The sequence below is a fragment of the Pedobacter gandavensis genome (genome assembly GCF_032677645.1).
In the GTDB taxonomy this organism is placed as follows: Bacteria; Bacteroidota; Bacteroidia; order Sphingobacteriales; family Sphingobacteriaceae; genus Pedobacter; species Pedobacter gandavensis_A.
Map to the genome: position 1 here is coordinate 182,484 of NZ_JAVTSB010000005.1, position 13,876 is coordinate 196,359.

Sequence of the window (13,876 nt, forward strand, 5' to 3'; positions counted from 1 at the left end):
CACAACACGAACACAATCCGAACGCATACCGAATCCTGTAAGTACAGCAAAGGGGCAAATCCCTTTCGGAAATTGCCCCTTAGAATAGCATCGTAGAACCTGTTATTTTTTGCTTCGCGGAAAGGAATAAGTATCCAGTAATTTACCGCTCATATTTACTACAGAAATCTTCAATTCTTTAGCAGTAGCTTCTCCTTTGATATACGTTGCGAACTCCTCACCTTCCAGTTTTGGTCCGCCACCAACCAGTTGTGGAATTACAGCTTTCACTTTAGTTTTCTTCTCCCAGTTTAACCATTCCGAAGAATCTGTCATTTCCCCAGGTTTCACAAATTCGTAAGTATGCGTATGTCCGGAGATCAACAGGTCGACCTTATGCTTTTTAAGGATTTCCAGCCATTTGTCTCTGGAATCCGGAGAATCCCAGCCGCTTTTACTGAACAAAGGGATGTGGAGGAGTACCACATTGAAAGGAGAATTTTTCATATCCTTTCTGCTCAGGACCTGGTCCAGCCAGATAGCTTGTGCATCGCGGTAAGGCTCGAAACGCGTTCTGCCTTTGCAATATTTATGCTGATCAGGTTTATCCTCCCCGGTATCCAATACCGTAAAAGCTACAGGCCCGTGGATAAAATGATAGTAATAAGAACCTTTGGGAACAGACAGGTATCTGCTGAGTTGGGAAGCCCAATTCCCTCTGGTGTCGTGGTTTCCACGAACATAAACCAATGGGGTTCCGCTCGTAAACGAGGCTTTTGTCGGATTTAATATCGCTGTAGTGATCTGTTTTTCGGAAGAAGGATCATTGATCTGATCGCCATTCCAGCATAAGAAATCTGGTTTGAAATTCTGGTTGATCTCTTGTATTTTGTCGAGTACCGGTTGATTTTCATGGGTATCATTGATGATTCCAAAACTTATCTTTTCAGCATTGGTATTCAGGGTTTTAAATTGCTGAACGGCAGTTTTTACCGCCGGCCTTTCCTCCTGCGCTAAGGGACTTTCAATACAGGTTTTATAAAAATACGTGGTTCCGGGTTTTAGACCGGTCAGGGTTACTTTATGTACCTGAAAAAACTCTGCAAGACCGTTCTGTTGTGTTTCCGCCTTCTGACTACAATTCTCGTCCGTACCGTATTCTACCCAACCCACCGAAGGCTGGTCCGTTTGCCAGACAATAGCCATGGTATCCTCATAAGGAGACATTACCGTTGGAAAACCGACTAATTTAACCTCATTACCGGCTATTTTAGCTTCGTTATCTTCAGCATTAATTTCGTTCTCAGCAGCAGTATTAGCTATTGAACCACCTGGTGCAGCGAGCGCCTCCCCGGGTGTTACGATATGAAGAAATGCGGCAGCGGTAATGCCGGATTTCAAAAAGTTTCTTCTTTTCATGTGTGGTTTAGAGCGAATTGAGCTCCTTTCCACAAACTAGCCAGAAATTCTAAACCGAGACCCGGCAAAAGCCATCAATTTTCACACAAACGTTTGCATGGAATACTTAGCTGAATAAGGCCAGCAGGTCTTTTTTCGACAACGATTTAAAGATCGAAGTATCCGTTTTGATGAGGTCTTTGACCAGGTCTTTTTTAGAAGACTGGAGTTTCATGATTTTCTCTTCAATGGTATTCGGGCAAATCAAACGCACTGCAATTACATTTTTCTGCTGTCCGATGCGATAGGTACGGTCGATGGCTTGATTTTCTACTGCCGGATTCCACCAGGGATCTACAAGGAATACGTAATCTGCCTGAGTAAGGTTTAACCCTACTCCACCAGCTTTTAAGCTGATTAAGAACACCCTGATTTCCGGGTTATTCTGGAAGGAATCTACTACAGATTCCCGGTTTTTAGTCTGCCCGGTCAGGTAAGCGAAAGCAATCCCACGGTTTTTCAACTCTGTTCTGATCAGGTCCAGCATTCCTACAAATTGAGAAAAAACGAGAATCTTGTGATTGGAAGATTTGTTCTCAATCTGTTCCAGGAGGACTTCCATTTTTGCAGAAGAGCTGCCATAAAATTCATCTTCACTGAGTAAAGCCGGGGAGTTACAAATCTGTCGTAGCTTGGTGATTCCCTTTAACACGTTCATGGTATTGCTCGCCACTTCTTCGTCCGTCTGCTTGGTCAGGTAATCGCGGATTTCCTTTTCATAACCATCATATACTTTACGCTGATCTGCTTCCATCTCACAATAGATCACCATTTCTGTCTTATCCGGCAATTCTTTAGCGACCTGTTCTTTGGTTCTTCGCAATAAAAACGGACTGATGCGCTGTTGTAATTCCATCGCCGCCCTACGGTCTTTAAACTGGTCGATTGGTGTAGAATAGATCTCGCGGAAATGCTGCTTGCTGCCCAATAACCCCGGACAAGCAAAAGACAATTGTCCGTACAGATCAAACGTATTGTTCTCTATCGGCGTTCCGGTTAACACCACTTTATTCCTGGATTGTAGTAAGCGGACAGATTTATAACGCTGTGATTCCGGGTTCTTAATGGTCTGTGATTCATCTAAAAAGATGTAATTGAACCGGTAATCTTTTAAGAACCTGACATCGGTAAGCAAAGTACCGTAAGAGGTTAAAATCACCTCATACTGGTCGAAATCTTTAGCACTCTTGATCCGGTCGGCACCGTAAATGGTCATCACTTTAATAGAAGGTGCAAACTTTTGAATCTCCTGTTGCCAGTTAAATATTAAAGAAGCCGGCACCACAATTAAATTGGTATTGTGATGTCCTTTTTCGCGTTGCGCCAAAATAAAGGCAATGATCTGTATGGTTTTTCCGAGTCCCATATCGTCTGCCAGACAAGCGCCAAAGTTAAACTCATCCAGAAAACTGAGCCAGTTTAAGCCCTCTTTCTGGTATTGTCTTAGCGTGGCATTTAATCCTTCCGGCACTTTTATATCGGTAACTGTGGCCGCAGAACCGGATAACTTGCTTTTATATAGCGCCAGCTGGTCTTTGACAGATTCTTCCAGCAGTTGTGTTTCGTACAATTCTTCAATGGCTGTAAAACTGATTGTTGGGGTCAGAATGTGTTCTTCGACCACTTCTCCGGCATTAAAATACTTGCTGAACTTCTCGATCCACTCATCGGGAAGGATTCCCATCGTGCCGTCATCGAGCTTTATAAACTTGTTTTTGTTGCGGATAGATTTATGTAAATGTCTTAAAGAAACCACCTGATTGCCGTATTTGAGCTTCACCGCGGTCTTAAACCAGTCGATTCCGCTCATCACATTGATGGAAATATTGGCTTTATGGGGATTGAGGTTGTTGTCTTTTAATTGGTTAAAACCAAGGATACTGATGTTTTTATTTCGCCAGGCTTCAAAGGCATGAAGGAACCACTGGTCTTCTAATAGCCTGGTTTTATGCAGGTAGAAGCAGTCGTTACTTTCCATTTGTTCCTCGAAATATGGGTGTTGTCTGATGATGTTTGAAATGAATTGAAGCTCGGTTTCCGAATCCCTGTTCAGGGTAAATAAGTTACCGTTTCTATCCCTCGACTGGATTTGTTTCCTCGATAAGACGGGTATTTCCAGACTTCCGTACCGCATTACCGGTGTGAGCAGTACAAAATCTTCGGATTCGGAAAGGTAAATGATTTGCTCATTATCCAGGTCAAAACCTTTTTCTACCAGCTGTTTCTTTGTTGCAGGTTTCAGGTAATCGTAAGTCACCTTAATCTTGTTTTCCAGTTTGGAAAGGATCTCTTCCTGGAATGCTTCAAATTTAGAATGGTGGATCAACATCTTATCATGATGTTGCTTAAAGAAATCTATGACACGTAAGAAGTTAGGATTATCGATCAGATGAAGGCATTGGTCCATCTGGATAAAATAGTTGTATTTCAGCTGGATCTGATCCAGGGCATAAGCAGTCCCATTGAGGGTTAGTTTTCCGGAAACCTCATAGAATTCGTGCCGCTGACTCACATGGAGCGCCATATCTACACTTAACATATTGAGCTGTACCGGAATAATCGCGTTTGCCGTTAGGTTGGTTGAGATTTTAGCATCATGCAGAAAGACATCCATTTTAAGCGGATTTTTTGCCACCGCCCTAAGCGCATCGAGGTCATAATCACTCCGCTCTGCATTATAGTTATTCTGAAACTTTAAGATGCCGCTATAGAATTTGATCGCCGCGTTGTCTTCCGTTTTCCAGAGTAAATCTGATGGACTAATGGTTTGAACAGGGTTTTTAAATTTACCGTCCAGGGTGGTTTGCGCTTCGATCAATTCTAAGGTCATGTGACTATAGAAACGATGCTGACCAAACACCAGCCCCATTTTATGCTTTGGTTTTAGTCCTCCGGAAACCGGTAATTGCAGTCCTTCTTTAGGCAACAGGCTTTTTTTGAGGTCTTGTTTACCCGCTCCGTTTAAAGGGTATAACTCCCTGAGTTTAGCTTTAATCAGCGTCTGACCTTGCTGATAGTCCAGCTCAAAGAAATCATTGAGGTTAGTTTCCGCTTCCAATCCATAATCTTTGGCTTGCAGTTTCATCTTTTCTGTGCGTAATTTCTGGTCAAAGAAAAGCCTTAAAGAAGATCGGTTCAGGATATTATGGAGGGCCTGGGCCTGATGGCTGCATAATCTTGGATTGGGATCCGTACAACCACAGGTAATCACCGTTTGGCGGTCCCGCTGGCTAATGCCCACCCCAGGAAAAGGGATGATGCTATTGGGCTGGGTAAAAAAAACAACGTCAATGTCGAGGTGTTCCGGAAGCAGGTCGTAAAACCCTTTTACCCCCGTGTCTACCCGCTCATTGACGTGTTTTAGTATATATAAATCTGTTAATTCTGAGAAATCAAAATCTGTTAATATGTATTCTTTTCTAACCTCCATTTGTACCGGCAATTCCAAGCCTTAAAGGTACTCGAATTTTGAATGTACTATGGTGTTTTTTTTGTAGCAATTACAATTCCTGTAGCCCAGCATTGTTTGGTCAGGACCAGATCGTCTCGTTGTTCGAGCACTTCAATCAGACGAATAGCCTTCTCTGCATGTCCTTCCGGCCAGTTTTCCTGTGGAAGCATGTCGTCGATGATATAAAATGCACCGGGCTTTAACATGTCCAGTACTTCATCCAGCATCAGGTATTTCCCATGCCAGGTATCAGCAAATATATAATCATACTGCTGGCCTTTGTTTTGAAGCACCCAGTCCTCCCCCTCTATACATTCGAGTTTTAAGCGACTATCCTGTCCAAGAAAACGTTCAGCAATAGATAGAAACTGCGCATCATTATCAATGGAGGTTAAGTTAGCCTGTTGATCCATTCCTTCCAGAATCCAGGCGGTAGAAAGGCCTGTTCCTGTGCCCAGTTCAAGAAAGTTGCCTCCAGGTTTTGAAGCAGCCAGGGTTTGTAATAAAGAGCAGGTCATCGTTGCAGAAGCCATGGTAAATCCGGCATCTTTTGTCGCTTCATCAATGGCCAGATAGGCCTCAGGGTAGTTTTGTCTTATTTCTTCTATCATATAGTTTGTGGTTCCTTTAGGAATTTGAAATATAGATAAAAGGCAGTCTCAATCCTCATAAAAGAGCATTTTATTTCAATCAACAGTTCCAGAGTTTGCTTTTTTTTAATAACTTACCGTAAACCAATAGCCTACAAACGCTCTGATCATTAGAACCATACATGAAGTCAATCTATTTCATCGCAGTCATTTTAACCTTAAGTTCCTGTGCAGGTAGGAGAACTATGCATTCGGAAAAGCGCGAATGGATCAGCGCATTTAAAAATACAGTAATCATCTCTGCTGTTGAACAGCAGGATAAGAAAATGAGTAAAGATATATCTACCGCTATAAACTTTGATCTAATAGGTAACACCAGATATTATAAAATAGCAGATAGTATTGGAAAGAAATTCCGTAATGCTATTGAACCATCCATAGTTCTGGATTTTAATGGCGCAAAAGCAATCTTCAATTCGGCTTTGGATTATTATACCAGTAAGGAACTAAACTCCTTATCAGAAATGTATTACAAGCAATATTATAAAGAAAAATATTATTATCCTTCCGGATCATGATGAAAAAAACATAGTTGATTAATCTTCTTCATTGATCAACTATGTTTTTTTTGGAGGGATATTAATTAAGGAGGTCTTTAAGCTGTTGCAGCAGTTACTGTGTTTTCTTCGCTCACTTTCTCTTGCTCAAAAAAGGCCAGTATTTCTGTCCAGCTATGCACTCTCAGGTGGTGATGTTGGTTCACATTGTGAGAAGCATCAAACATAACCGCCTTTCCTTTACAGAAATCAAGGTTTTTACAGTGGTCATCAATCAGGTAATCCGTGACAACTACACTCTTATCTCCACAGAAAATGATGTTTCTCCAGCTGATGAAAGGGAAATGTTCCGCTAACCACTCGTGTTTTTCTGACAAACATTGTGGAAATTCCATGGCAGCAGACACGATATAAACGTCGTAATCTTCCATCAGTCTCTTCACTGCTTCTACTGCGCCTTCCATTACCGGGATCGTTCTGAAAAATCCTGGTGTATTTACATAGCGTTTGATTGCACCTTTTTCAGGGAAGCCTTCTGGCTCTAAAACACCTAAACGCTCTTCCCTTGGCACTATCACACCGTATTCATTTTCGTACCAGTCCATGAATTGTTGTTCTATATCTGCCAGAACCCCATCCATGTCAATTCCTATAGTCTTTCTTATATTGTTCATATGTTATTGTAATATTCTGCAACAAATATAGCAACATTTTGCAACATATTGCATTATATTGCTCAGATTATTTACTTACATTTGCAACAAGATGATAAAGGAAGAAAGATTACAACTCATCATAGAGCACATTCGTAAAGAGCGAAAAGTGCTACTAGGCGACTTGAGTACACTATTAGGGGTTTCTGAGGATACGGTAAGACGCGATATCAAGGAGCTTTCCGACCAGGGCTTACTAAAAGCCGTGCGTGGTGGTGCAATTTCCAGGTCTCCTATCCCCCGTCATTTTCGGGAACGTGAGCATTATGATGTGAGTCATAAAGGGATTATTGCTGAAAAAGCATTAAAACTAATTAAGAACGGTCAGGTGGTATTGTTCGATTCCGGAACTTCTGTATTGGCAATCGCGACACTTTTGCCCCGTGATTTACAAATTACCGTCATTACCAATAGCTTCCCTGTAGCTACCGTTTTAGAAGATCATCCTTGTATTGAGGTGATATTTTTGGGTGGCAGATTAAACAAAAACTCCTTCTCTACTACTGGTTTCGAAGTGATTCAAACCATCCGTGGCATTCGTCCGGACCTTTGTTTTCTGGGTATTTGCAGCATAGACCTGATTTCTGGTGTCACCGGAATCAATTATGAAGATTGCCAGGTAAAAAAAGCCATGGTAGAGACTTCTAAGCAGATTGTAGCACTGGCCACCGTTGAAAAACTAGGCACCACAGAACCTTATTATATTACCAGTATCAGCGATATTGACATGATCATCACAGATATTGACCCGAATGATGAAAGCCTGAAGGCTTATAAAGAAGCCGGAATCAAAATGGAATAAACTCCATTGATTCCGGCTCAGGGTATTCGTTGTTTCAATACAACTATTCAAGTCTAAAGCTGCCTGCTACTAAAACAGGTACTTCGTACTTAAAAAGTTAGAGCTGTTACCGTCTACAATTTCATTGATCAGGTGCTTGTTGTTTTCATTTAATTTCGTTGCTACGAGAGAACGGATAGAAAACGACCTCAAAGCATCCACTACGGAAAGCGTACCTTCGGCACTATCTTTTCTCCCCGTAAAAGGAAACACATCTGGTCCACGCTGACACTGACAATTGATATTTACACGACTCACCTGGTTCACTAATGGGTCAATCAACGAAGCAATTTCATCGTGATCATTGCTAAATATACTCACCTGCTGACCGTGCGTAGATTCAATCAGATACTCGATTGTTTCTTCCAGATCATCAAAAGGAACCACTGGAATCACCGGTCCGAATTGCTCCTCAGTGTATAGTTTCATGTCTTTCGTCACCGGATAAACAATAGCCGGGTAGACGAACGATTCATTTACTGCACCTCCGTTTTCGTTGATTACACGGGCACCATGAGCGATTGCATCCGCAATACATTCCTGCAAATAAGCCGGTTTATGAGGCTCTGGCAGCGGTGTTAGCGATACCCCGCTTTCCCATGGCATGCCGAACTTTAATTGCTCCACAGCAACAGTCAGTTCTTTTAAAAACTCGTCTGCCAGACTACGGTGTACAAATATGATTTTCAATGCCGTGCAACGTTGTCCGTTAAAAGACAAAGAACCTAACACAGTTTCCTGTACGGCTAATTTCACGTCTGCTTTGGCGGTTATGATTGCTGCATTCTTCGCATCTAATCCTAAAATAGCGCGTAAACGGTTTACTTTTGGATGTAGTTTTTTTAATTCATTGGCTACTTTACTTGATCCGATTAAGGTGAGCACATTGATCTGTCCGGATTTCATCAAATCAGGAATGATCTTATTTCCACGACCATAAATCGTATTGACTACCCCTTTAGGGAAACAATCCCGGAAGGCCTCTAACAGTGGATAATGCAATAGCGTTCCATGTTTAGGTGGTTTGAACAACAGGGTATTCCCCATGATCAAAGCCGGAATCAAAGTGGTAAAAGTCTCATTCAATGGATAATTGAAAGGGCCCATACACAACACTACGCCCAATGGAGAACGTCTGATCTGCGCTACAATCCCCTGCTCAATACTGAACCGGGACGATTGTCTGTCCAGATCTTTTAAAGCATCAATTGTGGCATGAATGTATTCTACCGTACGGTCAAATTCCTTCACAGAATCGGCATAAGACTTGCCAATTTCCCACATCAGGAGCTTTACTACAATCGCTTTCTTTTCCACAATCCGGTGGGTGAATTTCTCCACGCATTGGATACGGTCTGCAACACTCATCGTTGGCCATTCTCCTCTGCCATTGTTATACGCTGCTACTGCTGCCGCTAAAGCCTCAGCAGCTTCCTTTTCAGTACACAAAGGGTAGGTTCCAATCACCTTACGCTTCAATCCCTCAGGGGTTTTGATGCAGATTGGTGATAAAACTTCATATATTTCTCCATCCCATGCACGCAGTTCTCCATTGCTTAAATACTCGCGTTGGTGAACCTCTTCTACCAGTTTAAATTCCTCCGGAATTTGATGCTCCTCTACAAAAATAGATTGGAGCTGGTCATTAAAATTCATAGTAATATGGTCGGTTAGGTAAATAAAACGAACTATAAGTCAGTAATCGGCGCGTATTTTGGAACCAATGATTTCATCACCGTCCAGGCTAATAAATAAGCTACGGCACAAATTGTAAACATGATGGTATAACCAGTCTGTGTATGTCCCAATTCCTTGTAATAGTCAAATAACGCACCCCCAAGTTTAGACATCACTACACCACCCAATCCACCTGCCATGCCACCAATTCCGATCACCGAAGCAATACTTTTCTTAGGAAACATATCTGAAACTGTCGTGAAAATATTTGCCGACCAGGCCTGATGCGCAGAAGCACCAATACCGATCAGAACTACCGGCACCCAATAACTGTAATGACCTAGTGGTTGCGCTAATAACACCAATAATGGGAACAAAGCGATCACAAACATGGCACGCATACGGCCGTCGTATGGAGAATATCCTTTATTGATGAAGTACATCGGGAACCAGCCTCCGCCAACACTCCCAATCATGGTCATGCTATACAACACGGTTAATGGCAACATAATGTCTGTTCCCTGCAAATTGTACTGCACTTTAAGGTAAGAAGGCAACCAAAACAGGAAAAACCACCAAACCCCATCAGTCATAAATTTACCAAAAGCGAATGCCCAGGTTTGTTTATAACCCAATAACTTAGTCCATGGTACTTTTGCACCTTCTTCAATCACTTCCACAGGTGCTGCATCTTGCTGATCACTATTTACATAGGCCAGCTCGCCGGCACACATTCTCTTCTGATTCTCTGGTTTTTCATAGAAAATACCCCAGAAAGCCAACCAGATAAAACCTACGGCACCAATGATTAAGAAGGCAGCTTCCCAACCCCAGACAGTCGCAATCCAGGGCACGGTTAGTGGCGCTAAAATAGCGCCTACGTTGGCTCCTGAGTTGAAAATACCCGTTGCAAAGGAGCGTTCTTTCTTAGGGAAATACTCTGCTGTAGCTTTAATGGCTGCCGGAAAATTCGCTGATTCACCGAAAGCAAGAACTGCTCTGGCGATGATAAACCCGATAACGGAAACCGGCATTGCGCCCAGTCCTACCCAAGTCAGAATGGTGTTTGCACCTTCCCCGATTGGAATGGCTACGGCATGCATAATGGCACCGATAGACCAGATAATCAAGGCGATGATATAGCCCCATTTCGTTCCTAATTTGTCTACAAATCGCCCTGCGAAGAGCATCGATATCGCATATACAAACTGAAATGCGGCTGTTATATTGGCATAATCACTGTTGGTCCAGTTAAATTCTTTCTCCAGCATGGGATGCAGGAGGCTTAATACTTGTCTATCAAGGTAATTGACTGTGGTCGCGAAAAACAGTAATGCACAGATTGTCCATCTGTAATTACTCATTTTATTCTCTTTCATTATATTTGGTTTTTGGTTGGTTGTGGTTCTCGATTGTAGGGGTATTATCTACCCGCTTTTACCAGTTCAATCGTTTTGCTGGTGAGATTCGCTAGTTCGTTATAGTTTTTGTTTTCTAAAATGTCTTTACTGATTAGTTTGCTACCCATTCCAACGGCACATACGCCTGATTTGAACCAGTTGCTGATGTTGCTTTGCTCAATTTCAACACCTCCGGTAGGAATGAAAAGCTGACCCGGAAAAAGGTCTTTAATGGCAGCCATATAAGACGGACCAAGGATGTTTGCAGGAAATAATTTGATCAATCCAGCACCCATTTGATGTGCAGTATTGATTTCTGTTGGCGTAAAACAACCCGGAACCCATAGCATACCTTTTCCATGAACCAGATTTCCAACGGCTTCATTTACAATCGGAGAAACGATAAAGTGTGCACCGGCATCAAGGAATGCTTCTGCTTCTGCTACGGTTTTAATCGTCCCTATACCCAGATACAGGTCTTGCATTTCTGTTTTTAGTGCTTCGACCAGCAGTTTAAAATTAGGCAATGCTGCCGGACCGCGGTTGGTATATTCTAATACGCGGATTCCTGCTTTGTATAAGGTCCTGATGATCTCCAGGCTCACCTGCGCATCTTCAAAGTAGAACAAAGGAAGTATTCCCTGGTCTGTAATGGCCTTTAAAGAGTTTTCTTTCGTTTTCATTTCTCTATCGTTTTGTAAGGGTTCCAATTCGTGTATTATTGGTAATTCAGTGTATAGGATATTCTTTGTTAATAGCTACTTCGTACATTTTAGCAACCTTAGGGATTTCCTCCAGTCTGGTTGTCGTAAAATCGGTATGGGTAAACAATTTGGAGAAAGCCGCTCTGGTGGCAAATCCAAGGGTTTCTTCCTTACTATGTGCATGATAGAAACCATAAATAAGACCCGCCATAAAGCAATCGCCACTGCCAATTTTCCCGATAATCCTTTCCGCACGGTACTCTTTAGAAACTAAGTTTTCTGTTGCGGTATGTAAGGTGCAATAGTATTTTACACCTCTTTCTTTGAAGTCGAACCGGAAGGTGTTCGCTACAGCCGTACATTTTGGATAGGCTTTCATGATGGCTTCCGCGCTCTTTTTAGCCTGATCCAGGTAAACTTCCTTGCGGTCTTCTGCTACGATTCCTTCTGCTACAGGGATACCCAACATGTTTTCTGCTGCCCAGATGTTCCCCATAATCAGGTTACAATATTTAGCCAGCGCAGGCATGATTTCTACCGGTTTTTTACCGTACTGCCACAGTTTACTTCTGAAATTAAGGTCCAGGGAAATCTGGATATTACGTTCGGAAGCAGCGATTAAAGCTTCTTCGCAAACCGCGACAATATCCTCGTTTAATGCCGGACAAATTGCACTAAAATGCAACCAGGAAACATCCTGAAATACCTTATCCCAGTCGATTACCCCTGTTTTTAAAGTCGAGAAAGAAGAATGGTTGCGATCATAGATCACACCTGCATTCTTAAGATCCTTACCATTTGGCAGGTAATATAAACCGATTCTTTCGCCTGTATATTGCATCGGACTGGTATCGATGTTCAGTTTATCCAGGTAGCTCACCACCTGTTTACTCATAAAATTGTCTGGCACTGCCGAAAGGTAGGACGATGGGACGCCCCAAAGCGCTAGTGCAGCCGCTACATTGGCCTCTGCACCTCCTACATAAAAGGACAGGTTGTTTTCTTTGAGCCAGTTCCCATCCAAATCCGGAGAGATTCTCAATAACAGTTCACCAAAGTTTAAAACCTTTCCCATATCTATTAAAATTTAAAGTAGTCTTTTGCGTTGTTGTAACAGATGTCCTGAATGATTTTACCCAGCCATTCCTGATCATCAGGCAATTCACCATTCTCCACGTCATCCCCAAAAAGATTACATAAAATCCTTCTGAAATATTCATGGCGCGGGTAAGAAAGGAAACTTCTGCTGTCAGTCAGCATCCCTACAAAGCGGCTCAGTAAGCCCATATTTGATAAGGTATTCAGCTGCTTGATCATGCCGTCTTTCTGATCCAGAAACCACCATCCAGAGCCCCATTGCACTTTTCCTGCAACTGTTCCGTCATTGTAATTTCCAATCATGGTGGCCATCAATTCATTGTCGGCAGGGTTTAGATTGTACAGAATGGTTTTAGTCAGGCAGTCCTGGCTATCTAATCGGTTTAAGAATTTAGACAAGGCTTTCCCCTGACTAAAATCACCGATAGAATCAAAACCGGTATCCGGTCCTAATTGAGTCAACAAACGATCATTGTTGTTTCTTAAAGCACCCAAATGATACTGCTGAACCCATCCTTTTTCATGATCCCATAAAGCGAATTGAAACAGCAAAGCTGATTTAAACTGCCCGATTTCTACCGGTGTTAATGCAGATTGCTTTCTGATTTTCAGGTAAATTGCTTTAATTTCCTCATCGGTGTAATCATCAGCATAGATTTGCTCTAAGCCGTGATCCGATACGGAACAGCCATTTGCTGCGAAATAATCGTGTCTGGATTTAAGCGCAGCTACATAAGCATCCAGATCTTCCAGTGAAGCCCTTGTTAAAGCCGCCAGCTGGTCTATATATTTGTTTAGCACCGTGATGTCATCTGCATTCATCGCTTTATCAGGACGGAAGGCAGGAAGCACTTTAATATCCAGTTGATCTCTTTTGATTTGTTGATGATACTCTAAAGAATCCAATGGATCATCAGTAGTACATAAAGCCTTCACGTTCATTTTACGCAAGAGGTTTTGTACAGAATATTCAGGTGTTTGCAATTTAGCGGTACATTCTTCATAAATGCGCTCTGCATTTTCCGGACAAAGCACTTCATGAATATCAAAGTAACGTTGCAATTCCAGGTGTGTCCAGTGATACAATGGGTTTCTTAGCGTATAAGGCACTGTTTCTGCCCATTTCTTGAACTTCTCCAGGTCTGTAGCACCTCCGGTAATGTAATACTCATCAATCCCGTTAGCACGCATGGCACGCCATTTATAGTGATCTCCGTACAACCAGACCTGAGTAATATTTTCAAATATGAAATCGTTTGCAATCTGATCCGGCATTAAATGATTATGATAATCAATAATGGGCATCTGTTTTGCAAAATTATGATACAGCGATTGTGCTGTCTTTGTCTGTAGTAAGAAGTTGCTATCTAAAAAGTTTTTCACAATAATATTTCTAAATGTATAAATT

At 42.1% G+C, this 13,876-nt stretch carries 11 protein-coding genes; 2 read left to right on the forward strand and 9 right to left on the reverse strand.

Annotation, left to right across the window (positions count from 1 at the left end; translation table 11 throughout):
- Nucleotides 1-102: 102 nt before the first annotated feature.
- The 3 genes from R2Q66_RS10205 to R2Q66_RS10215 form a co-directional block, all read right to left on the reverse strand.
- Nucleotides 103-1,398: an FN3 domain-containing metallophosphoesterase family protein gene (locus tag R2Q66_RS10205; RefSeq protein WP_316748491.1), complete on the reverse strand. Its 1,296-nt coding sequence runs from the start codon at nt 1,396-1,398 to the stop codon at nt 103-105.
- Between the two features lie 106 nt (nt 1,399-1,504).
- A complete protein-coding gene (locus R2Q66_RS10210) occupies nt 1,505-4,867 on the reverse strand; it encodes a DEAD/DEAH box helicase (protein WP_316748493.1) in 3,363 nt (1,120 codons plus the stop codon).
- Nucleotides 4,868-4,914: 47 nt separating this feature from the next.
- The gene (locus tag R2Q66_RS10215; RefSeq protein WP_316748496.1) at nt 4,915-5,499 is read right to left on the reverse strand and encodes an O-methyltransferase; all 585 of its coding nucleotides are present in this window, start codon (nt 5,497-5,499) and stop codon (nt 4,915-4,917) included.
- A gap of 161 nt (nt 5,500-5,660) precedes the next feature.
- Between R2Q66_RS10215 and R2Q66_RS10220 the strand changes: the two genes are divergently transcribed.
- Nucleotides 5,661-6,056: a hypothetical protein gene (locus R2Q66_RS10220; protein WP_316748498.1), complete on the forward strand. Its 396-nt coding sequence runs from the start codon at nt 5,661-5,663 to the stop codon at nt 6,054-6,056.
- A 77-nt stretch (nt 6,057-6,133) separates the two neighbouring features.
- Here the strand turns inward: R2Q66_RS10220 and R2Q66_RS10225 are convergent, their stop codons facing one another.
- The gene (locus tag R2Q66_RS10225; protein WP_316748500.1) at nt 6,134-6,709 is read right to left on the reverse strand and encodes a 5' nucleotidase, NT5C type; all 576 of its coding nucleotides are present in this window, start codon (nt 6,707-6,709) and stop codon (nt 6,134-6,136) included.
- 91 nt (nt 6,710-6,800) lie between these two features.
- Here R2Q66_RS10225 and R2Q66_RS10230 point away from each other — a divergent pair, with 91 nt between their 5' ends.
- On the forward strand, nt 6,801-7,550 hold the full coding sequence (locus R2Q66_RS10230) for a DeoR/GlpR family DNA-binding transcription regulator (protein WP_316748502.1): 750 nt from the start codon (nt 6,801-6,803) through the stop codon (nt 7,548-7,550).
- 69 nt (nt 7,551-7,619) lie between these two features.
- Here R2Q66_RS10230 and R2Q66_RS10235 read toward each other — a convergent pair whose 3' ends face one another.
- From R2Q66_RS10235 to uxaC, 5 genes are read right to left on the reverse strand one after another with little or no spacing between them, the layout of a single operon-like run.
- Nucleotides 7,620-9,245 (reverse strand): NADP-dependent glyceraldehyde-3-phosphate dehydrogenase, encoded by a 1,626-nt coding sequence (locus R2Q66_RS10235; protein WP_316748504.1) that lies wholly within the window; start codon nt 9,243-9,245, stop codon nt 7,620-7,622.
- A gap of 32 nt (nt 9,246-9,277) precedes the next feature.
- A complete protein-coding gene (locus tag R2Q66_RS10240; protein ID WP_316748506.1) occupies nt 9,278-10,645 on the reverse strand; it encodes an MFS transporter in 1,368 nt (455 codons plus the stop codon).
- A gap of 44 nt (nt 10,646-10,689) precedes the next feature.
- Nucleotides 10,690-11,349 carry a bifunctional 4-hydroxy-2-oxoglutarate aldolase/2-dehydro-3-deoxy-phosphogluconate aldolase gene (locus R2Q66_RS10245; protein ID WP_316748508.1) on the reverse strand — a complete coding sequence of 220 codons (660 nt, stop codon included), beginning with the start codon at nt 11,347-11,349 and terminating at the stop codon, nt 10,690-10,692.
- Nucleotides 11,350-11,395: 46 nt separating this feature from the next.
- Nucleotides 11,396-12,445 (reverse strand): PfkB family carbohydrate kinase, encoded by a 1,050-nt coding sequence (locus tag R2Q66_RS10250; RefSeq protein WP_316748510.1) that lies wholly within the window; start codon nt 12,443-12,445, stop codon nt 11,396-11,398.
- A gap of 5 nt (nt 12,446-12,450) precedes the next feature.
- Nucleotides 12,451-13,851 carry a glucuronate isomerase gene (gene uxaC, locus R2Q66_RS10255; protein ID WP_316748512.1) on the reverse strand — a complete coding sequence of 467 codons (1,401 nt, stop codon included), beginning with the start codon at nt 13,849-13,851 and terminating at the stop codon, nt 12,451-12,453.
- Nucleotides 13,852-13,876 lie beyond the last annotated feature (25 nt).

Excerpts from the sequence above, each read along its gene's own strand:
- R2Q66_RS10205 (WP_316748491.1), bottom strand. The coding sequence starts at position 1,398 with ATGAAAAGAAGAAACTTTTTGAAATCCGGCATTACCGCTGCCGCATTT.
- R2Q66_RS10215 (WP_316748496.1), bottom strand. The coding sequence starts at position 5,499 with ATGATAGAAGAAATAAGACAAAACTACCCTGAGGCCTATCTGGCCATT.
- R2Q66_RS10235 (WP_316748504.1), bottom strand. The coding sequence starts at position 9,245 with ATGAATTTTAATGACCAGCTCCAATCTATTTTTGTAGAGGAGCATCAA.
- R2Q66_RS10230 (WP_316748502.1), top strand. The coding sequence starts at position 6,801 with ATGATAAAGGAAGAAAGATTACAACTCATCATAGAGCACATTCGTAAA.
- R2Q66_RS10240 (WP_316748506.1), bottom strand. The coding sequence starts at position 10,645 with ATGAAAGAGAATAAAATGAGTAATTACAGATGGACAATCTGTGCATTA.
- R2Q66_RS10210 (WP_316748493.1), bottom strand. The coding sequence starts at position 4,867 with ATGGAGGTTAGAAAAGAATACATATTAACAGATTTTGATTTCTCAGAA.
- R2Q66_RS10250 (WP_316748510.1), bottom strand. The coding sequence starts at position 12,445 with ATGGGAAAGGTTTTAAACTTTGGTGAACTGTTATTGAGAATCTCTCCG.
- R2Q66_RS10220 (WP_316748498.1), top strand. The coding sequence starts at position 5,661 with ATGAAGTCAATCTATTTCATCGCAGTCATTTTAACCTTAAGTTCCTGT.
- R2Q66_RS10245 (WP_316748508.1), bottom strand. The coding sequence starts at position 11,349 with ATGAAAACGAAAGAAAACTCTTTAAAGGCCATTACAGACCAGGGAATA.
- R2Q66_RS10225 (WP_316748500.1), bottom strand. The coding sequence starts at position 6,709 with ATGAACAATATAAGAAAGACTATAGGAATTGACATGGATGGGGTTCTG.